At 65.4% G+C, this 25,843-nt stretch carries 38 protein-coding genes and 1 tRNA gene; 7 read left to right on the forward strand and 32 right to left on the reverse strand.

The annotated features are described in order from the left end of the window. Both EPL00_RS07950 and EPL00_RS07955 read right to left on the reverse strand, forming a co-directional pair. Positions 1-151 (reverse strand): transposase (locus EPL00_RS07950; RefSeq protein ID WP_202932579.1); only part of this gene is annotated, 151 nt, incomplete at its 3' end. A gap of 170 nt (positions 152-321) precedes the next feature. After that, positions 322-1,332, reverse strand: coding sequence for a metallophosphoesterase family protein (locus EPL00_RS07955; RefSeq protein ID WP_135853210.1), 1,011 nt, complete (start codon positions 1,330-1,332; stop codon positions 322-324). Positions 1,333-1,585: 253 nt separating this feature from the next. Between EPL00_RS07955 and EPL00_RS07960 the strand changes: the two genes are divergently transcribed. Beyond that, the gene (locus EPL00_RS07960) at positions 1,586-2,494 is read left to right on the forward strand and encodes a Vms1/Ankzf1 family peptidyl-tRNA hydrolase (RefSeq protein WP_135853209.1); all 909 of its coding nucleotides are present in this window, start codon (positions 1,586-1,588) and stop codon (positions 2,492-2,494) included. A gap of 20 nt (positions 2,495-2,514) precedes the next feature. Here the strand turns inward: EPL00_RS07960 and EPL00_RS07965 are convergent, their stop codons facing one another. The 4 genes from EPL00_RS07965 to secY form a co-directional block, all read right to left on the reverse strand. Further along, on the reverse strand, positions 2,515-2,751 hold the full coding sequence (locus tag EPL00_RS07965; RefSeq protein WP_135853208.1) for a hypothetical protein: 237 nt from the start codon (positions 2,749-2,751) through the stop codon (positions 2,515-2,517). A gap of 418 nt (positions 2,752-3,169) precedes the next feature. Then, entirely contained in the window at positions 3,170-4,642 is a 1,473-nt protein-coding gene (locus EPL00_RS07970; RefSeq protein ID WP_135853207.1) for a dihydrolipoyl dehydrogenase family protein, read from the reverse strand. A 76-nt stretch (positions 4,643-4,718) separates the two neighbouring features. Further along, the gene (locus tag EPL00_RS07975) at positions 4,719-5,174 is read right to left on the reverse strand and encodes a DUF6069 family protein (RefSeq protein ID WP_135853206.1); all 456 of its coding nucleotides are present in this window, start codon (positions 5,172-5,174) and stop codon (positions 4,719-4,721) included. 111 nt (positions 5,175-5,285) lie between these two features. After that, the gene (gene secY, locus EPL00_RS07980; RefSeq protein ID WP_135853205.1) at positions 5,286-6,755 is read right to left on the reverse strand and encodes a preprotein translocase subunit SecY; all 1,470 of its coding nucleotides are present in this window, start codon (positions 6,753-6,755) and stop codon (positions 5,286-5,288) included. 152 nt (positions 6,756-6,907) lie between these two features. Between secY and EPL00_RS07985 the strand changes: the two genes are divergently transcribed. After that, positions 6,908-7,666 (forward strand): DUF6663 family protein, encoded by a 759-nt coding sequence (locus EPL00_RS07985; RefSeq protein WP_238398157.1) that lies wholly within the window; start codon positions 6,908-6,910, stop codon positions 7,664-7,666. A 60-nt stretch (positions 7,667-7,726) separates the two neighbouring features. On the opposite strand, the gene EPL00_RS07990 is transcribed toward EPL00_RS07985, so the two are convergent. Next, on the reverse strand, positions 7,727-8,395 hold the full coding sequence (locus tag EPL00_RS07990) for a helix-turn-helix domain-containing protein (protein WP_135853204.1): 669 nt from the start codon (positions 8,393-8,395) through the stop codon (positions 7,727-7,729). Between the two features lie 92 nt (positions 8,396-8,487). Between EPL00_RS07990 and EPL00_RS07995 the strand changes: the two genes are divergently transcribed. Continuing rightward, positions 8,488-9,042 (forward strand): DUF4188 domain-containing protein, encoded by a 555-nt coding sequence (locus EPL00_RS07995; protein ID WP_135853203.1) that lies wholly within the window; start codon positions 8,488-8,490, stop codon positions 9,040-9,042. 78 nt (positions 9,043-9,120) lie between these two features. Here EPL00_RS07995 and EPL00_RS08000 read toward each other — a convergent pair whose 3' ends face one another. The 25 genes from EPL00_RS08000 to EPL00_RS08120 form a co-directional block, all read right to left on the reverse strand. After that, a complete protein-coding gene (locus EPL00_RS08000; protein WP_135853202.1) occupies positions 9,121-9,780 on the reverse strand; it encodes an HAD family hydrolase in 660 nt (219 codons plus the stop codon). A 117-nt stretch (positions 9,781-9,897) separates the two neighbouring features. Beyond that, on the reverse strand, positions 9,898-10,386 hold the full coding sequence (locus tag EPL00_RS08005) for an uL15m family ribosomal protein (protein ID WP_135853201.1): 489 nt from the start codon (positions 10,384-10,386) through the stop codon (positions 9,898-9,900). A gap of 2 nt (positions 10,387-10,388) precedes the next feature. After that, on the reverse strand, positions 10,389-10,853 hold the full coding sequence (rpmD, locus tag EPL00_RS08010) for a 50S ribosomal protein L30 (RefSeq protein ID WP_135853200.1): 465 nt from the start codon (positions 10,851-10,853) through the stop codon (positions 10,389-10,391). After that, complete coding sequence (locus EPL00_RS08015) at positions 10,853-11,497, reverse strand: 30S ribosomal protein S5 (protein ID WP_135853199.1); 645 nt, start codon at positions 11,495-11,497, stop codon at positions 10,853-10,855. The genes rpmD and EPL00_RS08015 overlap by 1 nt, the downstream gene beginning before the upstream one ends. 3 nt (positions 11,498-11,500) lie before the next feature. Beyond that, entirely contained in the window at positions 11,501-12,052 is a 552-nt protein-coding gene (locus EPL00_RS08020; protein WP_135853198.1) for a 50S ribosomal protein L18, read from the reverse strand. A 2-nt stretch (positions 12,053-12,054) separates the two neighbouring features. Then, the gene (locus tag EPL00_RS08025) at positions 12,055-12,495 is read right to left on the reverse strand and encodes a 50S ribosomal protein L19e (protein ID WP_135853197.1); all 441 of its coding nucleotides are present in this window, start codon (positions 12,493-12,495) and stop codon (positions 12,055-12,057) included. Beyond that, complete coding sequence (locus EPL00_RS08030; protein ID WP_135853196.1) at positions 12,492-13,208, reverse strand: 50S ribosomal protein L32e; 717 nt, start codon at positions 13,206-13,208, stop codon at positions 12,492-12,494. The genes EPL00_RS08025 and EPL00_RS08030 overlap by 4 nt, the downstream gene beginning before the upstream one ends. A gap of 3 nt (positions 13,209-13,211) precedes the next feature. Beyond that, positions 13,212-13,748, reverse strand: a complete 537-nt coding sequence (locus EPL00_RS08035) for a 50S ribosomal protein L6 (protein WP_135853195.1) — start codon at positions 13,746-13,748, stop codon at positions 13,212-13,214. A gap of 2 nt (positions 13,749-13,750) precedes the next feature. Further along, positions 13,751-14,143, reverse strand: coding sequence for a 30S ribosomal protein S8 (locus EPL00_RS08040; protein ID WP_135853194.1), 393 nt, complete (start codon positions 14,141-14,143; stop codon positions 13,751-13,753). A gap of 2 nt (positions 14,144-14,145) precedes the next feature. Then, complete coding sequence (locus EPL00_RS08045) at positions 14,146-14,328, reverse strand: 30S ribosomal protein S14 (protein ID WP_135853193.1); 183 nt, start codon at positions 14,326-14,328, stop codon at positions 14,146-14,148. Beyond that, positions 14,325-14,849, reverse strand: a complete 525-nt coding sequence (locus EPL00_RS08050; RefSeq protein WP_135853192.1) for a 50S ribosomal protein L5 — start codon at positions 14,847-14,849, stop codon at positions 14,325-14,327. Before EPL00_RS08050 ends, EPL00_RS08045 begins: the two co-directional genes overlap by 4 nt. After that, positions 14,846-15,544, reverse strand: a complete 699-nt coding sequence (locus EPL00_RS08055) for a 30S ribosomal protein S4e (protein ID WP_135853191.1) — start codon at positions 15,542-15,544, stop codon at positions 14,846-14,848. Before EPL00_RS08055 ends, EPL00_RS08050 begins: the two co-directional genes overlap by 4 nt. After that, positions 15,541-15,897 (reverse strand): 50S ribosomal protein L24, encoded by a 357-nt coding sequence (gene rplX, locus EPL00_RS08060; RefSeq protein WP_135853190.1) that lies wholly within the window; start codon positions 15,895-15,897, stop codon positions 15,541-15,543. The genes EPL00_RS08055 and rplX overlap by 4 nt, the downstream gene beginning before the upstream one ends. Next, positions 15,894-16,292, reverse strand: a complete 399-nt coding sequence (locus EPL00_RS08065; RefSeq protein WP_135853189.1) for a 50S ribosomal protein L14 — start codon at positions 16,290-16,292, stop codon at positions 15,894-15,896. The genes rplX and EPL00_RS08065 overlap by 4 nt, the downstream gene beginning before the upstream one ends. Then, positions 16,292-16,669, reverse strand: coding sequence for a 30S ribosomal protein S17 (locus EPL00_RS08070; protein ID WP_135853188.1), 378 nt, complete (start codon positions 16,667-16,669; stop codon positions 16,292-16,294). The genes EPL00_RS08065 and EPL00_RS08070 overlap by 1 nt, the downstream gene beginning before the upstream one ends. Then, positions 16,654-17,133, reverse strand: coding sequence for a ribonuclease P protein component 1 (locus EPL00_RS08075; RefSeq protein ID WP_135853187.1), 480 nt, complete (start codon positions 17,131-17,133; stop codon positions 16,654-16,656). The genes EPL00_RS08070 and EPL00_RS08075 overlap by 16 nt, the downstream gene beginning before the upstream one ends. Positions 17,134-17,139: 6 nt before the next feature. Next, positions 17,140-17,367 carry a 50S ribosomal protein L29 gene (rpmC, locus tag EPL00_RS08080; protein WP_135853186.1) on the reverse strand — a complete coding sequence of 76 codons (228 nt, stop codon included), beginning with the start codon at positions 17,365-17,367 and terminating at the stop codon, positions 17,140-17,142. Next, entirely contained in the window at positions 17,367-18,296 is a 930-nt protein-coding gene (locus EPL00_RS08085) for a 30S ribosomal protein S3 (RefSeq protein ID WP_135853185.1), read from the reverse strand. The genes rpmC and EPL00_RS08085 overlap by 1 nt, the downstream gene beginning before the upstream one ends. Then, the gene (locus EPL00_RS08090) at positions 18,296-18,757 is read right to left on the reverse strand and encodes a 50S ribosomal protein L22 (RefSeq protein ID WP_135853184.1); all 462 of its coding nucleotides are present in this window, start codon (positions 18,755-18,757) and stop codon (positions 18,296-18,298) included. The genes EPL00_RS08085 and EPL00_RS08090 overlap by 1 nt, the downstream gene beginning before the upstream one ends. A 3-nt stretch (positions 18,758-18,760) precedes the next feature. Beyond that, positions 18,761-19,186: a 30S ribosomal protein S19 gene (locus tag EPL00_RS08095; RefSeq protein ID WP_135853183.1), complete on the reverse strand. Its 426-nt coding sequence runs from the start codon at positions 19,184-19,186 to the stop codon at positions 18,761-18,763. Position 19,187: 1 nt separating this feature from the next. Next, complete coding sequence (locus EPL00_RS08100; RefSeq protein ID WP_135853182.1) at positions 19,188-19,907, reverse strand: 50S ribosomal protein L2; 720 nt, start codon at positions 19,905-19,907, stop codon at positions 19,188-19,190. 3 nt (positions 19,908-19,910) lie between these two features. Then, positions 19,911-20,162, reverse strand: coding sequence for a 50S ribosomal protein L23 (locus tag EPL00_RS08105; RefSeq protein WP_135853181.1), 252 nt, complete (start codon positions 20,160-20,162; stop codon positions 19,911-19,913). Beyond that, positions 20,159-20,905, reverse strand: coding sequence for a 50S ribosomal protein L4 (rpl4p, locus tag EPL00_RS08110; RefSeq protein WP_135853180.1), 747 nt, complete (start codon positions 20,903-20,905; stop codon positions 20,159-20,161). The genes EPL00_RS08105 and rpl4p overlap by 4 nt, the downstream gene beginning before the upstream one ends. Before the next feature lie 3 nt (positions 20,906-20,908). Beyond that, positions 20,909-21,925 (reverse strand): 50S ribosomal protein L3, encoded by a 1,017-nt coding sequence (locus EPL00_RS08115; protein WP_135853179.1) that lies wholly within the window; start codon positions 21,923-21,925, stop codon positions 20,909-20,911. Between the two features lie 4 nt (positions 21,926-21,929). Continuing rightward, positions 21,930-22,820 (reverse strand): putative RNA uridine N3 methyltransferase, encoded by an 891-nt coding sequence (locus tag EPL00_RS08120; protein ID WP_135853178.1) that lies wholly within the window; start codon positions 22,818-22,820, stop codon positions 21,930-21,932. Positions 22,821-23,033: 213 nt separating this feature from the next. Between EPL00_RS08120 and EPL00_RS08125 the strand changes: the two genes are divergently transcribed. The 4 genes from EPL00_RS08125 to EPL00_RS08140 all read left to right on the forward strand — a co-directional run bounded on the left by EPL00_RS08125 (position 23,034) and on the right by EPL00_RS08140 (position 25,825). Beyond that, positions 23,034-23,104: transfer RNA gene (locus EPL00_RS08125), tRNA-Gly, on the forward strand. Between the two features lie 203 nt (positions 23,105-23,307). After that, positions 23,308-24,165, forward strand: coding sequence for an ATP-grasp domain-containing protein (locus EPL00_RS08130; protein WP_162224182.1), 858 nt, complete (start codon positions 23,308-23,310; stop codon positions 24,163-24,165). Continuing rightward, entirely contained in the window at positions 24,162-25,136 is a 975-nt protein-coding gene (locus tag EPL00_RS08135; RefSeq protein WP_135853176.1) for a hypothetical protein, read from the forward strand. The genes EPL00_RS08130 and EPL00_RS08135 overlap by 4 nt, the downstream gene beginning before the upstream one ends. A 371-nt stretch (positions 25,137-25,507) precedes the next feature. After that, a complete protein-coding gene (locus tag EPL00_RS08140) occupies positions 25,508-25,825 on the forward strand; it encodes an MTH1187 family thiamine-binding protein (protein WP_135853175.1) in 318 nt (105 codons plus the stop codon). Positions 25,826-25,843 lie beyond the last annotated feature (18 nt).

A 25,843-nucleotide genomic window follows, 5' to 3' on the forward strand; every position in this document is an offset into this window, starting at 1 on the left:
CGCCGAAGTCCTCGGAGATGTCGCTGGCAATCTCACCGATTCGTTCTGCGATTTCGTCGGTGAGTAGGTCTGCGCGGTACTTCGTGACGGTCACGAAGTGATATTGGAGCGCGTAGACCGTGTGCGATCCAGTTTCGAGGTTGTACTTCATTTGGCCGTACTGATTTATATACACCCAATTCTAATAAAGGTTCGTTGTCGTGGGGTATTCGGCCTGCAACCGACTGTGGTTCGTGTAGGAGTTGTCGGCTTCACGCCCGCCCTAAAGGGCGGGATTCTCGCCTTGAAAAAAGATAGGCCGCGGGAACCGGCGACGCTCGCTTACCGCTCGTCCACCAGCGGCAGGTCCCCGAGTTGGTCCTCGACCATCGCGGCGATGTCGGCGCTTCGGTCCGAATGCTCCCGCGCGAGGTCGTGAGACTCCGCGACGCCCTCGGGGTCGGCGACCGGGACCATCCGGAGCGTCGTGCCCTCGGGACCGACCTCCGCGAGGAGGTACGCCTGCGGGAACGACGAGAGCGCGGGGCAGACCGTCCCTCGCACGTCGCCGGAGATGGCGGCGGGAAGGTGGACGTGGCCCGAGAGGTGGAGCGCGTCGTGGTCGGCGAGGGCGTCTACGAACGCGGGCGCGTCGCCGACCGGCGGGTGGGGCGCGTAGTGGCTCTCGTCCAAGTGCGATTCCAGCCCCGGCGGGTTGTGATGCGAGACCACGAGCGCGGCGTCGGTCTCGGGGAGCGTGGCTTCGAGCCACGCGAGTTGGTCGTCGGAAATCGCGCCGTCGTGAGTCGCGTCGAGTTCCCCGTCGGGCGTCGAGGCCGAGTTCAGCCCCAGCACGTCCACGCCGCCGAGTTCGGTCCGGAAGGGGAACGACGCGGGCGCGAACCGCTCCTCGAACTCGCTCACGGGCGGGGTGTCGTGGGCGTCGAAGGACTTGGGCACGTCGTGGTTGCCCGGCACGGCGACGAACGGCGCGTCGAGGTCCGCCAGCACGTCGGCGGCGGCGTCGAAGTCCTCGGGGCGACCGTCCTCGGTCAGGTCGCCCGCGAGGAGAACGCCGTCCACTCCTCGGTCGTTCGCGTCGGCGACGGCCGCTCGGAGGCGGGCCTCGGTCCGGTGGAAGACCTTCCACGTCCCTTCCTTCGCGGTCGAGAGGTGCGGGTCGGAGAACACCGCGAGCGTGGTGCGGTCCTGCGCGCGCGGCGCGGCGAACCGCGCGAGCGTGGTCGGCGTCGCGCGGGCGCTCAGGTCGGCCCACTCGGCGTCGCTCTGGTCGGTGTCTGTCGGTTCGACTGAGGCGGGTCGGCGTTTCTGGACCCCACTTCCCTCTGTCATTACGTCGGAGTACCGGCCTGAGACTCATAAACGTAGCGCAGAAAGTATATATTTAACACCCTAAACTATATAGATTGGGCGGCGGGCGAGCGTTCTTTCGACCGACGCGCGGGAGGCCGAAACCGAACTCCAGCGGACGGCGACGAACGACGAAAGCAATCGAGAGTCACTTCTACGAAACTATCGTTGCCGGAGACGGCGGCGCGGCCACAAACAGAAGCTACAAGACGCCTCCGGTCACTGTTCACGGCGAATGCTCGACGAGTTGCTCGGGCGCGCGGAGTTGAAAGACCGCATCGCCGACCTCGAAGACGACAAGCGCCACCTCGAACGCCAGTTGGAGGCCGAACAGGAACGTCGCTCCGAAGCCGCGACCGCGCGTCAGGAGGCCGAACAGCGCGTCAACCGACTGGAAGACCGCATCGCCGAGTTGGAGGACAGAGTCGAGCGCACCGAGTCCGACGACCCGGACCTCGACTTCCGAGGAGTCGAGACAGTCCGAGGAGACCGCCTCGGGGAACTCCTCGCGCGCCTCGACTCCGTCGAGACCGACGCCGAGGGCGCGCTGACCGCGATGGTCGGCGACGGTGACCGGGGACTGCCCACGGCAGTCGAGGAGGCCTTCGGCGACCACGCCTCGCTGGTCGGGCGGGCGCGGCCCTGCCTCGCGGTCACCGACGACGCCGGGCTGGTGAGCGCGGCGCTGGTCCCGCCGGTCGCGCCCGACCCCTTCGCCGAGTGGGGCGAGGAGTTCCGAATCGACCGCGAGTGGTTCCTCCCGACCGGTCAGTTCGCGCTGGCGCTGGTCCGCTCGGACGTGTTCGCGGTCGGCACCTACGAGGGCCGCGAGCGCGTCGAGTTCTCGGGCTTCGAGAGCGACGTGAAGAGCGACCACTCGAAGGGCGGGTTCTCGCAGGGTCGGTTCGAGCGTCGCCGCGACGCCCAAATCGACGAGCATCTGGAGAAGTGCGAGGAGGCCATCGAGGCGGCGCTGGCCGAGTCGTCGGCCGACCGCCTGTTCGTCGTCGGCCAGCGCACCCTCCTCGGCGAGTTCGAGGAGCGCGCGGACGCGACGAGCGCGGTGGACGCCACCGGGAAACCGGACGAGGCGCTGGCCGACGCCTTCCACGAGTTCTGGACGACGCGACTCTACCGCATCTGAGTCGCGGGCCGACCGACCCGCTACGCGGCGTCGCTCCCCGCTCCGGGTCGCTCGGCGTGGCGCGCGGCGAGTCGGCGCTCGCGGTCGGCGTCGGTCTCGGCGGCCTCCTCGGTCGAGACGGTCCGGTCGGATTGAATCCACGCGTCGGTTCGGTTCCGGTCGTAGACGACGACGGTGGACTCGTCGAGGTCGAGGCGGGCGTATCTTCCGTCGGACGGGGCGTGTGCGTCGGCGTCTGGCGTAACTTCGTCGTTCATCGGTGGGTCGGGTTCGGTCTGTCGGCGAGTCAGGTTCGGTCTGTCGGCGAGTCAGGTTCGGTCTGTCGCTGGGTCAGTTCGTTGGTGGGTTGGGTCGGTCGTCGGTCGGAACGAGCTATCTGCAACTCGATACCGACCGTTCGTCTACGTCTTCGCTACTTTCGTTATCATACACTGTTTTCGAGCCTAAATAACTTCATTCTGTAGCGTTTCTTGTCTTCTTATTCGACGCTCGCTTTCCTCGTGTTCTGTGCCAACTATTAGCAATCAAATAAAGGTTTCGTACGAACAGTTGATTCGAAAGGATACCGTTCGAGTCGGTCGTATCGTATCCGACGACGGGCGGCGTTGCTCCGTCGGAGGCCAGTCGGGACGCGGTGCGGCGGCGCGACGACGCGAGGATGCGCGGCGGTTCCCGTCAGATACCGGTCGGCGGAAACCCCCGCGCCTCCCGGAACGCGCCCTGCACGACCTCCGAGAGCGCCGGGTGGACGTGGACGGTCTCGGCGATGCGGTCGGCGTCCGCTCCCGCGGCGACTCCCGTGGCGACTTCGTGGATCAGCATCGAGGCGTGGGGACCGACGACGTGGAAGCCAAGCACCTCCCCGTCGGGGGCCGCGATGGCCTTGGCGAAGCCGTCGGTTTCGAGCGCCGACCCGAGCGCGGTCCGGTCGTACGCGAAGATGCCGACCGAGTAGTCGCCGTCGAGTTCGTCTTCGGTCTTCCCGAGGCTCCCGACCTGCGGCGACCCGAAGATGGCGTGAGCCATGCCGGGGTACTCGACCGCCGCGCGCTCGCCCCGGACCGCGTTCCGGACCGCGTACTCGGCTTCCTTGTCGCCGGAGTGTTTGAACATGTAGTTGCCCGCTACGTCGCCGATTGCCCACACCCCGTCGGCCGACGTTTCGAGGTACTCGTTCGTCTCCACGAACCCCTCCTCGTCGGTGTCGATGCCCGCCGCCTCGACGTTCCACGCGTCGGCGTTCGGGCGGCGGCCCGTCGCCAACAGTATCTCGTCTCCTCGGACCGTTATTTCGTCGCCCTCCTCGGACTCCGCGCGGACGACTTTCTCGCCATCGTCGTGACCACTGGCGTCGCGGCTCTCGTCGCTCCCGTCGCCCTCGCCTCTATCGCGCCCGTTCGGAGCGTCTTCGGCCAGTTCCGTCACCTCGTAACCGGTGTGGACCTCGTGGCGCTCGGCGTAGGCGTCGGTCAGGTGGCGGGCGATTTCGGGGTCCTCGCGGTCTACCAACCGGTCGGCGTGTCCGACGACGGTCACCTCGGCCCCCATCGCGTCGAAGAAGTGACTCATCTCGGCCGCGATGTAGCCGCCGCCGACCACGACGAGGCTGTCCGGGCGCTCCCGGAGCCGGAGCGCGTCGGCGCTCGTCAGGAACGCCACCTCGTCGGTCCCCTCGATGGAGTCCGGTATCACGGGTCGGGAGCCGCCAGCGAGGACGATTCGCTCGCTTGTGAGTTCCACCGGACCGCCGCCAGCGCCTTCGCTCTCGGCTGTCGAGTCCACTTCGACCGTCCGCTCGCCGACGAACCGACCCTCGGTCCGGTAGAAGGTAATCCGGTCGCTCTCGCGGGCGGTCTCCGCCTTCGACTCCGCTTCGGCGGTTATCTTGCCTATCACCTCGTCTACGATGTCGGCGAAGCGTATCTCCTCGACGCTGGCTTCGACGCCGAGCGCGTCGGCCTGCTGGACGGTCCGAACCACGTCGGCTCGGTGAACCAGCTTCTTCGAGGGGTTACAGCCCCGATTCAGGCAGGTTCCACCGAGCCTGTCGCGCTCGACCAGCGCCACGTCCAGTCCCTCGTCGGCCGCGGCCGACGCCACGACGTTCCCGGTTCCCCCGCCGAGGACGATGATGTCGAACTCGGGCATCGAACCGGGAGACGGCCGCGAGCGCAAAGAAACTCACCGCCGTTCGCGCTATCGCGTCGCTTCGTGGAAAATTAGCCTACTCGTCGTCGGCTTCGACCGACGGCCCGTCGGTTGGGACCGACACCCCGACTCGGCGCGTGAGCGCGCCGACGCAGGCCGCGGCGACCGTGACGTGCATGACCATCAGGACGACGACGCCAGCCACCGTCGCCGCGGGGTCCGCCGACAGCAGGACGAGGTCGGGAACGAACGAGAGTACGAGGAGGACGGCGGCCAGCAGCGTGAAGTGGCGGTCCGGCGTCTCGGAGACCCGCGACAGCACCCAGTACGCCGCGACCGCGCCGACCGCGCCGCCGACGGTCAGAAACATGACCGGCGGCCACGCGAGCGCGCGAAAGCCCGGTGCCACGTCGAGCGCGAGCGCGCCGGTCAGGACCGCGGCGTTCGCCAGCACCGACAGCGTGACCGCGAGGACTCCTCGTCGGACGAGCGGTCGGGCGTCGGGTCGGATCGTCTCGGTTACTGTAGCCATACGCTCCTCTACGACGAGCGAGGATATAGCTTCGACTGCCGAGGAGTGCGTTCTCCGAAGGTCCAACTGTCGAGACTGGAACTGACGACGGAGAAAAGCGAGTTCGGGTAGTTACCCGCCGAACATCTCGCGCATCATCGGATGCATCTCCATCAGTTGCTCTTCGGCGATCTCCTCGTAGAGCTTGTAGGTGATGGAGACTGTCAGCAGTAGGCCAGTCCCGGAAACGTCACCGATAGTGCCGAGCATGTTCGCCAGCACGGCGAGCAGGCCGACGAGCGCACCGCCGATGACTGTCACCTGCGGGATGTACCGCTCCATGACCTTCTCGATGACGCCGGTGTTCTGGCGGAAGCCGGGAATCTGCATCCCGGAGTTCTGAATCTGCTTGGCGGTCGCCTCCGGTCCCATGTCGGTGGTCTCCACCCAGAAGATGGCGAAGATGGCACCGCCGATGACCATGAACGTGAGGTCGATGAGGACCCGGATGATGATTTGCCACGGCTCTTGGCCGACCGTCCCGGTCCACCACATCCACTGCCCGCGCGACTGAATCGGCGCGAGGTAGTAGAACAGGCCGCCCGTCGGCGCGCCGCCGGAGTAGGTACCGAGCCAGTTGGGCATCCCGCTCGCGCCGAGTTGGCTGTAGAGGATGCGACCGAGGAACTGGAGGTTGGCCTGTAGCGCCCGGACGAGAATCATCGGCAGGACGCTGGCGTAGATGAGCTTCACAGGGAACCGACCGCGAGCGCCCTTGACGCGGGCGTGACTCAGCGGAATCTCGACCCGGACGCTCTCGGCGTACACGACGACCGCGAAGATGAGGACCGTCGTGACGAGCGCGAGGAGTCCGCCGCCGCCGAGAACGAGGTACTGAATTCCGTTTCCGGTGAGTAGCGACGGGGCGTCCGCGTTCCCGGTAATCAGCCCTATCCACGTCGGGACGAGGCCGGTCTGACCGGGGAGGCCCGGCCACGCGAACAGGCCGCCCAGTAGCTTCTGGCTCACGCCAGCGATGATGAACAGCCCGATACCGGAGCCGACGCCCCACTTGCTGATGATCTCGTCCATGAACAGGACGAGGATGCCACCGACCGCGATTTGGGCGAAGATGAGCCACTTGACGCCCATCTGGCCGAACGGCAGGCTACCGGCGACCTGCGGGTCCACCTGTAGGAAACCGCCAGCGAACACCATCGGCAGGCCGGTCAGGAAGATCATCACGACCACCAGCAGCTTCTGGAGGCCCTGATAGAGGACCTGATCGCGGGGGTCGTCGGTGTCGAGTCCCAGCAAGTCGGCACCGCCGAGCAGTTGGAGGACGATGCTCGCGGTGACGATCGGACCGATACCGAGTTGTAGTACTGTCCCTTGTCCGCCCGCCAGAATCGAGCGGAACTGGCCGAAGGCGTCTTGGCCTCCGATGTTGACCCCGTACAGGTAGACGTTCGTGAGGAAGAAATACAGAACCAACACGCCCGCGGTCCACCCAAGCTTGCGCTTGAACGGAACGTGGCCGTCCGGACGCCTCACGGAGGGCATCCGAGTGAGTACTGGTTCTGCCGCTTCTTTCCAACTCATGTATCTTGATACACCTGATGGGGGCTTGTATGTGCTTCGCTTTGAACTACGGTTCGAGTGGCACGAGATCTCACGATTCGGAGACGATTACGGGGAGACGGTGAGCGAACCGATGCGAGTGCTTTTCCCCGCGTCGATTCCTAGGCGCTCACATGAGCGACGACATCTGGCGCGCGGACGACCCGTCCGACGACGGTCGGACGGCGACCGAGGAGGGCGCGAACACCGACTCGACGCGCGACTCCGAGGGGGACGCCCCCAGCGGGGAGTCCGGCCGCTCCGGCGCGGAGACCGACCACCCCGCGACCGCCGACGAGAGCGACGACGAGAAGGAGTATCGCGTCCTCGCTACGCCGATGGACGGCGGCCTCCGACTCCTCGACCGACAGACCTTCGAGCCGGTCGTCACCGCCGACGAGGGCCACGACGCGCCGGTCGGGGACCTGCGCCCCGGCTACCTCGTGGACGCGGACCTCGACTGGTCGAGTCCCGACCCGACGGTCCGGTCGGTGTCGGTCCGCCGCCCGACGCTGTACGTCTTCGCCGACGGGGCCGACCCGATATTCGAGGCGGCCCGCGAGACGTGGACCGACGCGCGCGCCGCGGGCGACTCGATGGACAGCCGGGTCACGCGCAACACCGACAACGAGGTCAACGGCGTCCTCTACGTCTTCGCCGAGGACCCGACGAACGGCACGTTCGAGTCGTTCCGCGACGGGACGCGACCCGTCGAACCGCTCGTGGACCGAGTGAACGAAGGAGAGGAGGCGGCTCCGCGAGAGGTGTTCGTCCTCCGGCCGGAAGACGGCGAGTTCGTCGTCGTCACCATCGCGCTCGCCAAGGGCGGGCAGTTCGCCGACATGCTCCGGGAGACGTACGACCGGCCGCGGCCGCCGGAACCGCTCTCCTGACGCCGTGGACTGCTCTGGCGACGCCGTGACTCGTCGTCTCCTGCTCGCACGCGTCGGTCGTCAGTCGCTCCCGAGGAGAACCGCCCCGAGAATCCGGCGCTCGCCGCGGCGCAGTATCTCGCTTGCGGTGGACTTGTCGATGTCCAACGTCTCCGCGAGGTCCGCGAGCGTACACTCGCGGGGCACCTCGAAGTAGCCCTCGCGGAGCGCGGCGTCGAGACACTCCCGCTGGCGGTCGGTCAAGAGGTCGCCGTGGCCCGTCAGTCCGCCCTCGCGGTCGGCCCGCCCGTCCGTCTCGCCCGTTTCGACCACCGACAGGAGGTCGTAGTCGAACGAACTCTCGTCCAGCGCGGTGCCGACCGCCTCGAACCGCTCGCGGGTCGCGGTCAGGTCGAACTCGAAGCGCCCGTCGGTGACGACGACCGGGAACTCCGGCGGGAGCGACGACCGGGCCAGAAAGTCGTAGAGTCGCTGGTCGGTCGCTTCGTACCGGGCGAGCGTGCGCTCGTCGTCGGCGTACAGCAGGTCGTACGCGACCACGTCGGGGGCGGACCGAATCGCCTCGCTCGCCGACGCCGCCTCGTCGCCGACGATTTCGCCCAGTTCCATCGCGCGGTCCTCGACCGGAATGCCGGTGAGCAGTCGGAACGTCGCGTCCGGGAACGACCGCGAGACCGTCGAAATCCAGAACTCCTCGGGGAGCGCCATCCGGAACCGCGCTCGAATCACGGCCGCTCCTCGCTCGCCGTGGCTTCATTCGCTCGCGTTATCCCCAACATGTTGGTACAAGCTCTATCGACCAGCGCCATAAATTCCCGCGTATGACCGATTCGTCTCGCGGGACGCTCGACGACGGCCGAATCCGTCCCGAGCGAACGACTGCGGAGATGGACGGGGAGTTCGTCGTGTTCGTCATCGGGATGCGACTCAACCGACTCTGGAAGGTTCACGAGTGGCTCCCGGTGGCGGCCGCGATGCCCCGGATGCTCCGGGAACTCGACGCCGACCCCGACTCCGGTCTCCTGCACCACGAGAGCCTGCTGGGGTGGCGACTCCTCGTCTCGATTCAGTACTGGGACTCCTTCGAGGAGCTTCGAGCCTACGCGCGGGACCTCGACAGCGAACACGTCCCGGCGTGGGCGTCGTACAACGAGTCGAACGCCGGAACCGGCGACGTGGGCATCTTCCACGAGACGTACGTGGTCGAGGCCGACGACCACGAGAGCGTCTACAACAACATGCCCCGGTTCGGTCTCGGGGCGGCCGGACGGCTCCGCCGGGCCGACGGCGAGGTCGAAACCGCGGGCAAGCGACTCGGGGTGGCCGACGACGACCTGCTGGTCGGCGACGACGGGCGCGTCGAGCGCGACCGATAGCCGTCGCTCTCGGCGGCCCTCCTCGGCGGTAAGGCGGACGAGATACGCGAACGGGAGAGACGCGCCGGGCGACGAGCCTCAGGCGCTACAGATGCGGTGGAGGTCGTCGAGACACTCGATGTCCCACGTCGGCCAGACGTTCAACTCCCAGTTCGTGCGGTGGGGTCGCCGGATGAACGCCGAGTCGATGCCCGCGTTCTCGGCGGCCCGGATGTCGGACTCGTTGTCGCCGACGAACAGCGCCGAGTCGGCGTCCAAGTCCGCCAGCGCGCGGTCGATGTAGTGGGAGTTCGGTTTGCGCCGGTCGAGGCTCTCGATTGTCGCCTCGCGGCCGTACGCGGTGTCGAACATGTGGCCGACCTCGAAGTGGTCGATGAGGAAGTCCACCGTCTCCTGCTGGTTCGAGGAGACGATACCCATCGAGGCGTCCAAGTCGGCGAGGGTGTGAATGTCTTCGTAGGGCGTCTTGCGCCCCTCGCGGGCCTCCATCTGTTGGGCGCGCGAGGAGGTACTGTCGAGGGCTTTCCAGAACGTCGTCGGCGTGAGACCGTACTCGGTGCAGATCTCGTCCACACGGCTGGGAGTCGCCCCAACTGTCATGTCGTCCACGTGGTCGGGGTCCGGGTCGGTCACGTCGAACTTCTCGAACGTCTTCAGGGTCGCGTCCCTGAGAACGTCGAAGCTCGTGCGACCGACGAGGACACCGTCGTTGTCGAAGACGACGGTATCGTACGTCATAGTCCGTATTGAAGAGGGGGCCTGATAAGCGTTTCACTCGGGCGGCTCCCTACCGTCGGCTCGCGGACGGGGAGTGGCCAAAAGAACGAAAACGAAAATCCGCGTGGAAAACTGCGACTACTCGTCGTCGGCGTCGTCTGCGTCCTGCTCTTCGTCGGCTTCCTCGGCGCGGTCGCTGAGGAGGGCGTCGCCGCCTTCCTCCTCGATGAGTTCGACCGCGCTCGCGGAGAAGGCGTCGGCGGTGACTTCGAGCTGGTTGCGGACCTGTCCGTCGCCCAGCACCTTCACGGCGTCGGCGTCCCAGCCGTCCTCGACCACGTCGCGGGCGTCGAGGCGGTAGCCGAAGTCGGTCTCCTCGGCGTCGCCGTCGGCGGCCAGCAGGGCCGCGTCCTCGTCCAACTTCTGGACGGTGACGGTCAGAACCTCGTCTTTGACCTTGTCCGGCCGGGAGAAGCCGTGCTTGCCGAGCGGTTCGTAGTTGTGGAACTCGTGTTTGGCGCGACCCGCGCGTCCGCGTCCGCCGCGGTGACCGGCACCGCGCCGATTCTTGTGACTACCGCCGCCGTGCGTGCGGGAGCCGCGCTGTCGTCGTTTCTTGTCCGTCATGGTTATCGCATCGCCTTCAGGAGCGAGTCGATTTGGTCGGTGTCGTGCTTGCCGAGCTGCCCGCCCTCCTTGGTCGGGTGCTTGATGCCGTCGTGACCGCCCCGCGGCGGGTGCAGCCGGAGGACCGGGGAGAGACCCTGCTCGCGCAGCGTCGTCTCCTCGTCCAGCAGCGCACTCGCGAGGTCGCTCACGTCGTCGTAGTCGGTCTCGTCGGCGACCCACTCGTCGTCGATTTGGGCGTCGCCCTCCTCGGGTTCGGCGCGCTTTTCGAGGACGGTCTCCAGCACGTCTTGGCTGGGCTCGCCGTACGCGGTGTAGTCGTTGACCTTCGAGACCATGCCGCGGTAGGCGTCGGTGTCCGGGACGAGCGTGCAGTGGTTGACGCGGTGCAGGTTCAGCATCTCCAGCGTGTCCTGCGTCGAGCCGGTCATGTCTACCTCGCCGCGAATCTGAACGACTGCCTTCATCACTCGGCCACCTCCTCGCTGTAGTCGGTGCGGCCGCGCGGGCCGCGGGATTCGGCGGCGTTCTCCAAGGCGTTGTAGGTCGCCTTCGCGAGGTTGAGCGTCGTCCGGGTGTTGCCGTGGCTCTTGGTCCACGCGTTCTCGACGCCGCCCAGTTCGAGAATCTTACGGACGGTGTCGGTCGCGGCGAGACCGAGGCCGGTCGGGGCCGGAATCAGTTCGACCTCGACGCTGCCAGCCTTACCTTTCGTCCGGCGTGCCAGCGAGTGGGGTCGTTCGCTTCGGTCCTCCCACGACCCCGCGCCGCGGTTGACCTGAATCATGTTCAGCTTCGCGATGTCGATGGCCTTCTGGATGGCACCGCCGACCTGATCGTCGCGGCCTTCGGCGTAGCCGACGTAGCCGTCGCGGTTGCCGATGGCGACGACACAGCGGAACTTCACGCGGCGACCGGAGTCGGTCATGCGCTGGACCATGTTGATGTCCAGCACCTCGTCCTCCAGTCCCGGCAGGAGCTGGTCGACCAGTTCCGGCTCCTTCAGCGGGAGTCCGGAGTTGAGGGCGTCCTCCATCGTGTCGATGTCGCCCTCGGCGACTTTTCGGCCGAGACGGGTCTGGGGTTCCCAGCCGTCGTGGTTAGCACACATACGTTAGTCCTCCATAAGCGTCTCTCGCACTTCGTCGAAGTGCTCGGGTAGTTCGGTGGCGTCGAAGTCCCCGCTGTACAGCGGTTCGTCCAACTGCTCGGCGTACTCGGCGATGTGCTCGCCGCGGTTGCGCGGCCAGTCGGCCAGCACGCTGTCGTTGTGAGGGATTTCGAGGCCAGCGTCGATTGCGCCTTCCTGTACTGCGAACACTTTGCCGCCGGGGGTCGCGGTGTTGAGCCCGATGTCGAGGACGGCCTCCTCGTATCCGGCGTCGAGTGCGCGCTTTCCGGCCAGCAGCCCCGTCAAGTACGCGCTGGGGAGGTTGCCCGTGGGGGCTTCCCAGCCGTACTCTTCGAGGTCGCCGGAGTACGCACTCACGACCGTCTCGTCGCCGTCGGGACCCATCGTGACCAGCTGCGCCCTGACGTGCTTGTTGCTCTTGCGAGCGACCAGCCGGGGCTTGCCCGATTTCAGCAGGCGCAACCTTTGATGGTAGTCAGTCCGGACCTCGCGGCGACGGCGCATCGGCACCGTGTATCGTGGTCCTGTTGCCATTGTTAGTAGTTACTCTCGATGTAGTTGAGCAGGTACTGGACGCTGCGGAACTCCCCGCCCTTGGCTTTGTCGTACAGGTCGCGGTACTGCGACTGCGTGATTTCGCCTTCGGCGCGGAGTTCGCGGAGCTTCGTTCGCTGCGCGCGGATCGTCTGCTGCCACTGTTCTTTCTGCTGCTGGCGACCGCCGGACTTCCCTTTGCGGGTGCCAGCGCCGGTCTGGTGACCGTAGTCGCGTTTGGCCTTGCGCTTGCGGGCGCGGCCACGCGAGTTGCCCTTCGTGTCTTTCGCTTTGATGGACCCCTCGTCGACGAGTTCGCGGATGTCTTCGCGGGTAATCGCCTCCGCGATGGCTCCCTGCGCTTCGGGGTCGAACCAGACGCGGTTCTCGCCCACGTCGAGAACGTCCGAGGCGAGTCGCTTCTGTGCGCTCAGGTCGCTCATTGGTCAACCTCCACTTCGACGTAGGTCGGGTTCAGGACGCGGATGCCCTGTTCTTCTGCCTGTTCTTCGATGCGCTCGCGCTTGCGAGCGCCGACCTTCGAGGCGATGCGGACCGCTTCCGTGTCGCCGTCGACGCCTTCGAGGTCGTCGGTGTTGTGGACGTGGACCTCCTCGAAGCCGCTCGGGTGCTTGCCGCGCACCTCGGTCGGCGTCCGGAAGCCAGCCTGCACCGTGTCGCCTTTGCCCTTGATGCCGCGGCGCTGCTTGCTGAGCTTGCCGCGCGGGCGTCGCCACGAGGTCGGCGTCCGCTTCTTCTTGTGGTAATCCTGCCGGTTGAACTGCGGCTTGCCGACGCGCTTGCGCTGCGTGAGGAGTTCCTCCTCGCGCTCGCTGAGGTCGGGCGTCTTCTCGACCAGCCCGCGGGGCTGAAGCTCGGTCTCGACCTCCTCGTCGGTCTCGGCTTCCGACTCCTCGGGCTCGTCCTCTTCGATCTCGGCCTCGGTCTCCTCTTCGACTTCGAGACCGCCCACGTCCGCCTTGATACGGGCGGCGAGGGCGTTCCCGATGCCTTCGACCTCCGCGAGGTCGTCCTGACTCGCGGCCTTCACGTCCTGTACCGACTCGAAGCCTGCCTCGCGGAGCGCGTCGGCCTTACTCGGGCCGACCCCGCTTACGTCTTCGAGCGATTGGGGTTCGTCTTCTTCGTCTGCCATTCGTTAGACACCTCCAGTCTGGGGTTTCTCGGTGATGTAGACGCCGTCCTGGAAGACGCGAGTGTCCTTGTCCTGCACGCGGGTGAGCTGTTCGATGTCCGCGGCCGTCTGGCCAACGTCCTCGATGCTCGGCCCGCTCAGGTGGAGGACTTCGTCGTCCACGTCGACGCTCGTGTCGCCGTGAATCTCGGTCGTCCGGGGCGCTTTCTCTCCGAGGAAGTTCTCGATGACGACCTCGCCGTTCTCGGCGCGGACCTGCATCGGGAAGTGGGAGTAGAACACCTCCATGGTGTACTCCCAGCCCTCGGTCACGCCGTGGAACATGTTGCGAACGTGGCTCTCGAACGTGCCCACGGTCGCGTTCGTCTTGGCGTCGTCTGCTTCGCTTTCGATGACCACGACACCCTCCTCGGCGCTCACGGACACGTCGGGGTACCAGAGCCGTCGCGTGACGGCACCCTCCGGCCCCTCGACGGTGAGTTCGAGGTGGTCCATCTCCGCGGTCACGTCGTCCGGGATTTCGAGTTCTGTTCGTGCCATTGTTAGTAGACGTACGCGATGACCTGACCACCGACGCCCTGTTCGCGGGCCTCGTAGTGGCTCATGACGCCGCGGCTGGTCGTCACGACGAGCGCCCCGTAGTCACGGGCGGGGAGGAATCGCTTCTCCCACTTCTCGAACTCGTCGGACCCGGCGGAGTACCGGGGCTTGACCGCGCCGCACTCGTTGATGGCGCCTTTCAGTTCGACCTCGAACTGACCGGCTTTGCCGTCGTCGACGAACTCGAAGCCGTCGATGTACCCTCGGTCGTAGAAGACTTCGAGTACGCTGCCGATCTCGTTCGAGGCGGGCTGTACGTTGTGGTCCAAATGGCCGACGCTCTCGGCGTTGTCGATGCCCGAGAGCGCGTTAGCCAGCGGATCGTTTCCTGCCATGATTATCGATACTTCTTGAAGCCCATGCTTCGGGCGACCTCTCGGAAACACTGCCGACACAGGTTGATGTCGTACTTGCCGACGAGACCCTGATTCCGACCGCAGCGCTGGCACTCGTCCGTCTGGCCGGTGCGCTTGGCCGCGTGTTCCCCTGTCGCCTCGGAGTCTATTTCGCTTTCACTCATCGTTGCACCTCAACGTCGAAGTTCGATTCGAGGTACGCGATGGCGTCCTCGGCGTCCAGCTTGTGGCCCGAGGGAACCGACCGCGTGACCTTGTCGCGCTTGCTGATTCGGTAGCCCGGCCGAACGAGGTTGACCGTCACGTCGAGCCCGTAGATGCCGACGTTCGGGTCGTACTCTTGGCTCGGGAACTCGGTGTGCTCCTCGACGCCGAAGCTGAAGTTCCCGGTCTCGTCGAACTGACGAGCCGCGATGTCCGACAGCGGCAGCGCCTTCTCGAGGAACTCGACCGCGTCGTCGTCACGGAGCGTGACCTTCGCACCGATGGGGTCGCCCTGACGGATGCCGAACTCGGGCTTGGTGGACTTCGCGAGCGTCCGGACGCTCTGCTGGCCCGTCACGCTCTCGAGGATGTCCTCGGCGTCCGCGAGTTCGCGGCCACCTTCGCCGACGCCCATGTGGACGACGATTTTCTCGACGGTGGGTTCGCGCATCTCGTGGAAATCGGCTTCTGCTTCGCTCATTCGTCATCACCCACGAACTTCTCGTCGATGACCACGACGTATTCCTCGACCGTCTCGAAGCTGCCGTCGTCGGTCTCGACCACGACGTTGTTCGAGCCACTACCGGGCGTGACCTGAATCTCGGTGACTTCACCGATGTCGCCCGCGTGCGAGCCGCGAACCGCGGTCACGAGACTCCCCTCCTCGTAGGGGAAGTGCGCGACGACTTCGCTGTCGTCGTTGCTGACGACGATGGAGTCGCCCGCGCTGTACTCGTCGTCCTCGACGAGCAAGTTCTGCCCGTCGTGGAGGTTGAGCTGGGTGTGACCGCCCGAGACCTTCGTCTTGTCCTCGATTTTGCCGAGTTTGCTCTCGGCGGCGTCGGCGTCGATCTCGCTCAGCGCGAGCCGACCGCCCTCGTCGGGGAAGACGCGGTAGTACTCCTCGCGCTCGGTGAACGCGATGATGTCGAACATCCCGATGGGTCGGTCCTCGGCGACGTTCTCGTCGCCGTTGACCAGCACGTTGCCTTGGTCGAGGGCGTACCGTGCTTCCTTCCGGGACTGGACGTAGCCCAGCACGTCCCGCAGCAGGATGATGAGGGGGACGCCGTCCTCGCCGTGCGGGCCGGAGTCGGCCTTCACGGTGAAGGTTTCGGTCTTGCGCTCGACCGGCCAAGACTTCGGAACTGAGAGTCGCTTCTGGTGTTTCGTCATTCGTTCTCACCTCGGAGGCGCTCCTCGCGCAGGTCGTCTTCGAGGTCGAGGTCGGTGACTTTGAGATTGCTCGCGTCGAGCGGCCGGGGCACTTCCTCGCCGTCGGCCTTCTCGACTGTCACGTCCTCGACGTGAACGACCGCGTCGCGGAGATCAACGTCGATGACTTCGCCTTCCTCGCCAGCGAAGTCCCCGCGCATGACCTCGACGGTGTCGCCCGCGTTGACGCGGACGCTGCGGGAGTCGAACTCCTCGCGGAGGTCGTCGGCGAGCGTCGCCTTGACCTGCTCGTGTCGCTCGTGGAGCGAGGCGCGCTCGGTCTGGTTTCGTTGTTTGCGTGGTTGCTGAGTCATACTATCATCGTAGCGGTACTCGCGATACTTCCGAACCGCTCTGCGACTTCCCGCGCGATGGGACCCTTGATTTCGGTCCCGCGGGGCTCCTCAACGTCGTCGATGATGACGGCCGCGTTGTCTTCGAACTTGACGCGGGTGCCGTCGGGACGACGAATCGGCTGGCGCTGGCGGACGACGACGGCTTCCAGCACCTGTCGTCGCATCTCCGGGGTACCCTTCGTGACCGAGACGGTCACTTTGTCACCGATGCCCGCCTTCGGGTGGCGGCTCTTGGTGCCGGAGTAGCCGGAGACGCTGATGACTTTGACCTCGCGTGCGCCCGTGTTGTCGGCGCAGTTGAGGAGCGAGCCCTTCGAGAGGCCCTGCGTCACGTCGGCTTTCAGGGCTTCCATTATTCGTCGCCCTCCGTTTCGTCTTGCTGTTCGGTGCCGCCCGCGCCGAAGCTCCGCGTCGTCTCGAACTGCTCGACGACGACGTGGCTCTTGGTCTTCGAAAGCGGTCGGGTCTCTGCGATACGAACCGTGTCGCCGACTTCCAGTTCCATGCAGTCCGGGTGGTGTGCCGGGACTCGGGACCGGCGCTTCATGTACCGGTCGTACTTCGGAACCGGAACGTCGTACTCTCGTTCGACGATCACGGTCTTGTCCATGTCTGTGGAAGCGACCTCCCCTTCGAGCGTCTGACCGCGCACGGACAGCGTTCCGTGGAACGGACAGTTCTCGTCGGAGCAGGTCCCTTCCGGCTCTGATACGTTCAGTCCTGTTGCCATGTGGTTTCACCTGCGTTTTCGGTGCGTAGTTCGGGTCGTGAGAGCAGTCGCGCGCCATCCACCGTAACGTAGGCCACGCCCTCGCCACCGCCGGACGAGGTCCGACGAGCCTCCAAGTGCCCCTCGGAGGAGCAGCCAGACGAGGTCTGACGGCCCTCCGAACGTGGTTCGGAGACGGCATCAGACTGACCGGAGCGAACTCCGGCAGTTTCCGATGCAGGTTTGGACGCGGTCCCCGAGACCTTCCTGGTCTCGGCGGATTCATCTGTGAGCGCGAACTCGAATGTCGAGCCCTCTTTCGGCACCTGCCGCACCCGAGAGTCCGAGGCGACGCTCAACGTGCCCTGCGTCTCGGCGACGACCCGGCCCTCGATTCCCACGAGGTCGGGGTTCGGCGCGTCGGCGACGCGGACGTGAAGTCCGTTGAGTTCGTGTCGCGTCAAGTTCTCGGGTGTAAGTGGCATGTTAGGTTATTCTGCCGCTGCTGCTTCGTCTTCGAGGTCGCCTTCCTCGCGCTGAATCGTCTTGATTCGCGCGATGGTGCGGCGAAGCTCCTTGAATCGGCCGGGGTCCTCCGGTGCGCCACCGGCGGCCTTCACGGCCTTCGCGTTGAGGAGTTCGGTTTCGAGGTCTTCCAGCTCCGACTCGCGCTCTGCGGGAGTCATGTCGCGGATCTCCTCGGTGTGAAGAATCGCCATTATTCCTCACCCTCCTCGTCGTCTTCCATCTCGTCCATGAGGTCCTCAGCTTCCTGCTCGACTTCCTCTTCGAGTTCGTCGAGTTCCTCTTCGACCGACTGGTCGGACTCGGCCTCCTCGGCCGACTCCTCGTCGCTCTCCGTCTCGCTCTCGATGACCTCTTCGACGACCTCCTCGTCGAGGTCCTCTTCGCCGGGTTCGGCGGGCGCTTCGTCGGCCGCCTCATCCTCGCGAAGCTCTTCGAGTTCCTCGTCGGTCGGCTCTTCGAGGAGTTCCTCGACGCCAGCCTGCTCGTTGGCCTCGACGGCCTCGGGGACGATCTCCTCGGGAGTCGCGTCCTCCTCGATGTCGAAGTCGTCGGGGAGCTTGGCGTTCGGCGGGATGATCTTCACGTCCACGCCGATGGTGCCGAGCTTCAGGACGGCGACGCCCTGTCCGTGGTCCACGATGTCCTCGGCGGGTTCGCCGTTGTGCTTGATGTAGCCGCGGTTGAACTTCTCGACGCGCGAGCGAGCGCCCGTGACCTTGCCCGAGAGGACGATCTCGGCACCGAGGGCACCGGCGTCCATGATGCGGTCGATGGTGGTGTGTCCGGCCTTCCGGAAGTACCAGCCACGCTCCAAAGCGTTGGCGAGTCGGTCCGCGACGATGCGGGCGTTGAGGTCCGGCTCGTCCACTTCCTGCACGTCGATCTGCGGGTCTTCGAGGTCGAACCGCTCTTCGAGTTGCGTGGTGATCTTCCGGATGTTCTTCCCGCCCTTCCCGATGACCATACCGGGCTTTTCGGCCTTGAGGACGATCTGGGTGCCCATCGGGGTCTTGGCAACGTCCATGCCGCCGTAGCCCGCGCGGCCGAGTTCTTCGGAGAAGAACTCGTCTATCTGCGAGCGCTGGAGTCCGTCGTGAATGAACTGCTGTTCGTCTGCCATTATTCTTGCACCTCCTCGAGTACGAGTTCCACGTCTACTTCCGGCGTGTTCCACGCGCTCGCTCGCCCCATCGCGCGGGGTTTGCGGCCCTGCACTTCGCCGATCTTGTGGGCGGCGACGTGCATGATCTCCATCGACTCGCCGTCGAAGCCCTGCTCGTCGGCGTTGTTGACGACGTTCGTGATGAGGTCGAGGAAGGCCTCGCTGGCCTTCTCGGGGTAGCGACCGGCGTCCCAGCCCTCGATGTCGCTACGGTGGCCGACGCCGCTGTTGTGCTGCTTGAACGGCACCGACCGCTCGCCGTCGATGACCGCTTGCAGGTACTCTCTGGCGTCCGCCGCGGTCATGCCCTTGATCTCGCGGGCGATGGCTTTGCTGTGCTTGTGGCTCATGTGCCGCTCCCGGAGCATCCCCTTGGCGGTGGTGTCCGGGTCGGTCTCGACGCTGTAGCTGATTCCCATGGTTTACTTGAGTGGCACGAACTTCGAGGAGCGGGTCGCGCCGATACCGGCCTGTCCGTGTTCGACCGACTTGCGCGTCAGCTGGAACTCGCCGAGGTAGTGGCCGAGCATCTCGGGCTCGACGTAGACGCGCTCGAAGCTCTGGCCGTCGTAGACGGCGAACGTCTTCCCGACGAACTCGGGCAGAATCGGCATGTTCCGGAGGTGGGTTCGGATCGGGTCGTTGGCCGAGCCCTCCTCGGTGGCCTCGCGGGCCTCTTCGAGCAGTTTCTCCTGCTCGGTGGACAGACCGCGCTCGATAGTTCGCCGCTGGCGTGCGGGAAGCAGTTCCGCGACTTCCTCAAGACTCATGTCCTGCAGGTCGTCGAGGTCGTGACCGCGGAAGGTGAACTCACCTTCACGGCCGGTTCGGTATTCGCCTTCGCTCATGTTAGTTGCCTCCTCGTCCCGTTCGCCGGGACGAGATGTCCCCGACCTTCCGTCCGGGCGGCGCGTTCCGCGAGACGGACTTGGGCTTGCCGGGGTGCTGGCGGCCACCGCCACCGAACGGGTGGTCGACGGCGTTCATCGCGACGCCGCGCACGTTCGGCCACTTGGTGCCGCGCGCTTTCATCTTGTGGTACTTGTTCCCCGCTTTGACGTGGGGCTTCTCGGTCCGACCGCCACCGGCGACCACGCCGATGGTCGCTCGACAGTCGGGCGAGAGACGCTTGACCTCGCCGCTCGGAAGTTCGACGACCGCGGCGTCGCGGTCGTGGGTCACGAGGTTCGCGCTCACGCCGGAGGCGCGAGCGAACTTGCCGCCGTCGCCGGGCTGGCGCTCGACGTTACAGACCGGGACTCCTTCCGGAATCTCGGCCAGCGGCATCGTGTTGCCTTCCTTGATCTCGGCGCTGACGCCGACCTGAATGGTCTCGCCGACGCCGACGCCCTCGGGCACGAGGATGAGACGCTGGTCGCCGTCTTCGAACTCGACGGCGGCGACCGGCGCGCTCCGGGCCGGGTCGTGTTCGATGTCAACGACCGTGCCGGAGACCGTGTCCACGTCTTCGGGCTTCTTGTGCGTGAGGTCCGCCTTGTATCGGTGCGACGGAGCGCGGAACGTCGGTCCGCCACGCCCGCGTCGCTGTCCTTGAATTCGTCGTCCCATGTGTCAGAACACCCCGATTCGGGAGGCGACTTCCTGCGCGTCGTCGTCCTCCGAGAGGGTCACCGTGGCCTTCTTGTCGCCGTTCATGGTGACCTGCGTGTTGATCTTCTCGATGGTGACTTCGTACTGCTCCTCGATCTCGTCGCGGATCTCGGGTTTCTCGGCGTCGAGGTCCACGACGAACTGGAGCTTGTTGTCGAAGTCCATCTGGTTCATCGCCTTCTCGGTGACCCACGGGTACTCGATGACGCTCATCGGTCGGCCACCTCCTCGAGGGCGCTCTCCGTCCAGACGGTGAGTCGGCCGGGATGCGCGCCGGGTGCGAGGTCTTCGGCGTTGAGTTCCTGTGCGGTCGCCACGTCGGCACCCGCGAGGTTGCGGGCGGCCTTCGAGGGTTCGTCGCTGGTCACGAACAGGACCGACTTGGGCGTCTTGTACTTGCGCCCACGCGTCGTCCCGCGGCCCGCTCGGACCGACTTGTTGTCCTCGGCGCGCTCGATGTCGGCGTCCGCGCCGACCGCTTCGAGGAACGAGACGACTTCCTTGGTCTTGACGAGGTCCTCGAAGTCGTCGCTCACGACGAGCGGGAGGTCTAGCTCCTCGTCGAAGCGGTGGCCGCGCTCGGCCACGAGGTCGGCGTCGGTCGTCGCCGCGATGGCCGAGCGAACCGCCTTTTTGCGCTCCTTCGTGTTGATGTCCTGCGAGCGGTCCTTCTCTTCTTTCGGCGGGTGGGCCTTGCGACCACCGACGGTCTGGGGCACTCGCGCGCCCTGACCGTTCGTCCGGGGGACGTGGGCCATGCCGCGACCACTGCCGGGCGACTCCGCCGAGGTTCGCATCCCGGCGTAGTCGTCCGCGCCGTAGTCCTGCTTGCGGTTTGCCTGCGCGGCGAGGACGGCGCGCTTGATGAGGTCCGGCCGGACGGTCTTGTCGAAGACATCCGGCAGGTCGAGCGTACCGTCTTCCTCGCCGTCGAGGTTGCGGATAGTTGCCTGCATAGTTTATCCTTGGTTGGATTCGGTGCTTACGTAGCGCACCTCGGGGTCGAGGCGCGGCTGGTCTTTCGGCCGGATGGCCGGGCGGAAACGCAGGAGCCGCTTGTCGGGACCGGGGGCCGACCCCTTGACCAGCGCGTAGGAACCGTCGACTTCGCCGTAGTTGACGAAGCCGCCGTCGACGTTGATGTCGTCGCCCTCACCGATGTCGATGAGGCGCTTGTTGAGTTCGGTGCGCTGGTGGTAGCCGGTCTGGCCCTGTTGGGGCACCGTCGAGCGGACGCGGGACGGGTTCCACGGACCGAGGTTGCCGATGCGTCGGCGCCATCCCTGACGGGCGTGCTTGCCCTTCCGCTTCTGGACGCCCCATCGCTTGACGGGACCCTGCGTGCCTTTACCTTTCGTGACACCGCTGATGTCGGTGTACTCCCCTGCGCGGAACACGTCGTTCATGTCGTGTTCCCCGCCGTCTTCGAGGAGGTCCAGTCCGAAGTCGGCGCGGTCGTCGAGCGACCCGCCACCGACGCGAGTCTCCATCACGTCGGGCTTCTTCTTCGGGACACTGGGCACCTCGTCGGGGACGGTGTGGGTGACGACCCGAAGGTCGGCGACGTTGCCGTCTTCGAGCGCCGCGCGAAGTTCGTCCTCGGCGGCGTCCGGGTCGTGGTCCTCCGGCACGTCGAGCGTGCGCGAGAGGTGGTCGTGGAAGTCGTCGCCCCACACTTCCGTCAGCGGCTTCTTGCCGTACGGCGTGTCTTCGTAGGCTCGCAGAGCGACCGCTCGCATCGGCGGCGTCTCCACGATGGTGACGGGAACGGTCTCCTCCATCCCCTCTCGCGGGGAGTCGGATTCGTCGTTCACCATCACCACGTGGGTCATGCCTGCCTTGTAACCCGCGAAGCCCTGAAGGGACGGATTTCCGTCGCCGTCGGGCCACGAGTTGAAGCGCGGCACCTCACTGGTCGCGCGCTGGCGGGGGCCGAACCCTAGCGAACCTTTACGTGGTCTGCTTGTTTCTGGCATCGTATCACTTCTCTTTGAGGTTCAGGCAGCCGAGGGCGGCGAACATCGCTTCTTCAGTTCGCACGACCCCGCTGCCTTGATTCGGAACCGCGTTCAGCCAGAGGTCGAACCGGCCGGGTGCGCCGTGTTCGACTCCGGACTCCGCGTCCGCCTCGTCCTCCTCGTCGTCGCCGAGCCATCGGTCGGCCAGCGAGTCGGTCGGGAGGTCGAGCATCTCCGGCAGGCCACGGCCCGGTGAACCGAACGCCACGGTCATACCGTCGCGTTCGACGCGGCCGACCAGTGGGGTCAGCCGCCGGGTCGTCAACTCGACCCCGTGGCGGGACGTTCCGATTCGAACGCCCGCGTCGTCGCGGTCGAGTGCCGCCGGAAGGTCCGTGCGCGTCACCGACCAACCCGAAGGGGGTTGGTCTACGAGTTTCGCACGGACCGGACTTCGCGAAGAGATCCTGACGGTAACGCGCTCCCCCTCGCCGACCTCCATTTCTGGCGGTACGACGAGGGAGATCGGGTGTTGCAGTCCGCAATTGACCCGAACGCGCCCTTCAGGTCCGACCTCGGTCACGATTCCCTGTCTTAACGACCCCGAACCCTCGGATTCGGAGCCGGTCAGTGAGGGGGCACGGAGCGGCGGTAGGATGCCCGCGTACTCCAGTTCGTCCCGCTTGCCGAATACCTCCTTTCGGAGGTAGGGCGGCGTCGCGGCGTATTCCAGCACGGTGCTTACGAACCCGCCACCCCATCGCCGTTCGCCGTCGGGGTCCGGAAAGACCACGAGGCGATCGGCCCGGAACACCGTCGCCGCACGGGCGACGTAGCCGATTTTGCGAGTTGCCTCGCGTTTGTCCTCGGCTTCCCGGACGAGGGATGACGGAACGAGTACGCTGACGGTCATACCGTGACGCTTCGGTGCCCGCTCACTAGACTGTAGCGAATCGTACCGGCTTGGTTCTTAAAAGGGTGCCGCTTTGGTTCTTACCGTGGGGTGGCGTCACAAAGCTCGTAGCGCCGGAAATCGCAACTTGAATCGTGCCACCGTCTCTCGATTCCAATTCGATTCGCAAGCCTTATTTAGTAACCCGGCATTATGTGGAAATGGAGTCGCAGGGCGCTGGTAGTGTAGTGGTATCACGTGACCTTGCCATGGTCGCAACCGGGGTTCAAATCCCCGCCAGCGCACTTCTCTCGGACGTAAACTGCCGAAGAGTACCGTTGCCGTTTGACACCGTCTACTTTCGTGTCGAGACCAGTGACGTATCGGTAGCCAAACTTACTTACACCTCGTTCGCCACCACACTAATATGGTCGTGGTACTTGCTGGCACTACCTCCAGTCCAGAGACGAACCACGTGGCTGACGCCGTAGAGTCTCGGGGTGGCACGGTGGTTCTGTGCGACGCGAGCGACTTTCCGGGAGGAGCGATTTCGGTTTCCCCCGGCGGCGAAACGACTGTTCTCGGCTCGTCGTTCGCCTACGACGACGTAGAGGGTGCATACTTCCATTCGCAGGCGCTTTTCCGGCCCGAGTATCGGCTTCACGAGGTCGAAGACGACCCGGTGGCGACGCTCAATCGGTGGCAGGACCACCGAAGCTTGTTCAAGAGCCTGTGTCGGTCGTTCGAATCGAGGGGTATCGACGTACTTCCGCGACTGCACAACCACTACATGCAGGAGATGAAGCCGTGGCAACTCGAACGCTGTGCGAACCGCGGCGTTCCGGTGCCCGACACGATCTTCACTAACAGCCCCGAGGAGGTCCGGCGGTTCTACGAACGCCACGACCGAGTCGTCTACAAGCCGGTCTCCCACGGAGCGCCGCCGAACGAGCTTACCGACGACGACCTGACCGACCAGCGACTCGAAAAGCTGGCGACCGCACCGGTACAGCTTCAGGAGTTCGTCCGGGGCGACGACCTTCGATTGTACGTCCTCGACGGCGATGTCGTCGGTGCGACCCGATACGTCAGCGAGAACTTCTCGTTCAAACTCGACCAGCGCGAATCCAAGGCGGTCGACCTCGAACCGGCGACGGTGTCCGAGGAAGTCGAATCGGCCGCGATTCGGGCGGCCGAAGCCGTCGAGTTGCAGTTCGGTGCAGTGGACGTTCGTCGGTCGGATTCGGAGTACGCGGTACTCGAAGTGAACCAGTCGCCAGCTTTGGCGGCCGCCGACATCCGAGCGGACCAGACGGTCGGTGACGCGGTTGCCGAATACTTACTCGACTCCGAGGGCGGTGTATGAGGACCGAAACCCAGCGCCCCGACCCGGCGGTCGGGTACACGTGGGGCGAGTCAGACGGGTCGTACTTCGTTCGGAACCCCGACGGCGATTTCAGGCAGGTATCGGAGAACGCGATGAAGTTACTCGAGGCACTCGCGGACGGTGAGATGACGACGGACGACCTCGACGGTGGCGCACTACGACTGGCCGAGCGACTGGAGGACGAAGGGTACTTCGGCCCGAACCGTCCGGTCGAACGAATCGTCACGCCGTCGGATATCGCGCTGTGGCCTCGTTCGGTGCTGTTTTTCATCTTGTTCGGCGTCGTGGCGTACACCGTCCTGCCAGCGGTGTCGTCCCTTGGGACCCTCTCTACTCGGCTGTCGCCTTCGAGAGTCGTGACCGTCGGCGGGTTGCTTTTGACGGGTGTCGCGGTTCACGAGAGCGGCCATCACTTGGCGGCCCGTGAGTATCTCGACCCGTCGTTTCGCATCCAGCGGGTCAACGGCGTCATCCCGACGGTTACTACGAACACTAGCGGCGCGTGGATACTCCCGAAGAACCGCCGTCGGTGGATCAGTCTGGCCGGGCCGTTCGCCGAACTCCTCTGGGTTCTCGGCGTCGTCGTGTACGACGCGTTCTTGCCCGCGAGTACTGCACTCGAACTGTATCTCGTCGCCGCTCTCACGGGGTTCGCGTTCACGCTCAACCCCCTCATTCACGGCGACGGCTACTGGCTGTTGGTCGATACCTTTGGCGTCGTGAACCTCCGAAAGCGAGGACTCCATGACCTCGAGAAACCGAAACTCTCGCTGGCGGCGACGTACGTTGCCGTCTCCTATCTGTTCGGTATCGGGACGTTCGTCGCGTCCGTCGTCGGCGCGGTCTACGCGTTCGGCCCGAAAGGACTCGTCCCGATCTCGATTCTGCTCGGCGTGACGCTCCTCGACGGGGACCGCGTCCGAACGCTGTTCGAGGCGGTCGCTAGCTGATTGGCGTTCGACGACGTTACGGGGTCGCTCGCTGTCGAAGAAATCGAACCGGAAACGCGATTCACTCCGGGAAGAACGCGGATTACGCCCCGAAGTAGACGTTACCCATTACGCCCGTAAGCGCGGGGTTGTCTCGCTCTTCGAGTTCGGCCGAATCGGTCTCGTCTAGTTCCTCGATGAAGTGGTCTGTCATGTCTACACATACCTATAGCACCATGCGTACACTTAAATTCTTCGTGAATTAACGATGCGCGGTGCTGATTTCCGAACAGAAACGCGACAGCGTAAACGACGGAACGGCCGTCCAGTGAGAGCCGTGGAGCGAAGCGTCCCAAACGCCAAAGACACTACCGGCCCTCTATCCGCTCGCTATGACCGCAATCGCACTTCTGAGCGTCGCGCCCGTGACCGAGGAGAGCATGGCCGACGAGGTAGCCAAAGCCGTCGCCGCCTTAGACGACTTCGACGTGTCCTACGAGACGAACCCGATGGGGACCGTTATCGAAGCCGACACGATAGACGAACTGTTCGCCGCCGCGCAGGCCGCCCACGAGGCGGTCGATGGCGACCGCGTGAGTACGGTCCTGAAGATAGATGACAAGCGCACGCGCGAGCAACGCGCCCGCGAGAAAGTCGATGCCGTCGAGGAGGCCCTCGGCCGCGAAGCCAAGCGCGAGCGGGAGGACTGACAAACGGTTTAGGGAGTG

It is taken from the genome of Halorussus salinus (genome assembly GCF_004765815.2).
GTDB classification, from domain to species: Archaea; Halobacteriota; Halobacteria; order Halobacteriales; family Haladaptataceae; genus Halorussus; species Halorussus salinus.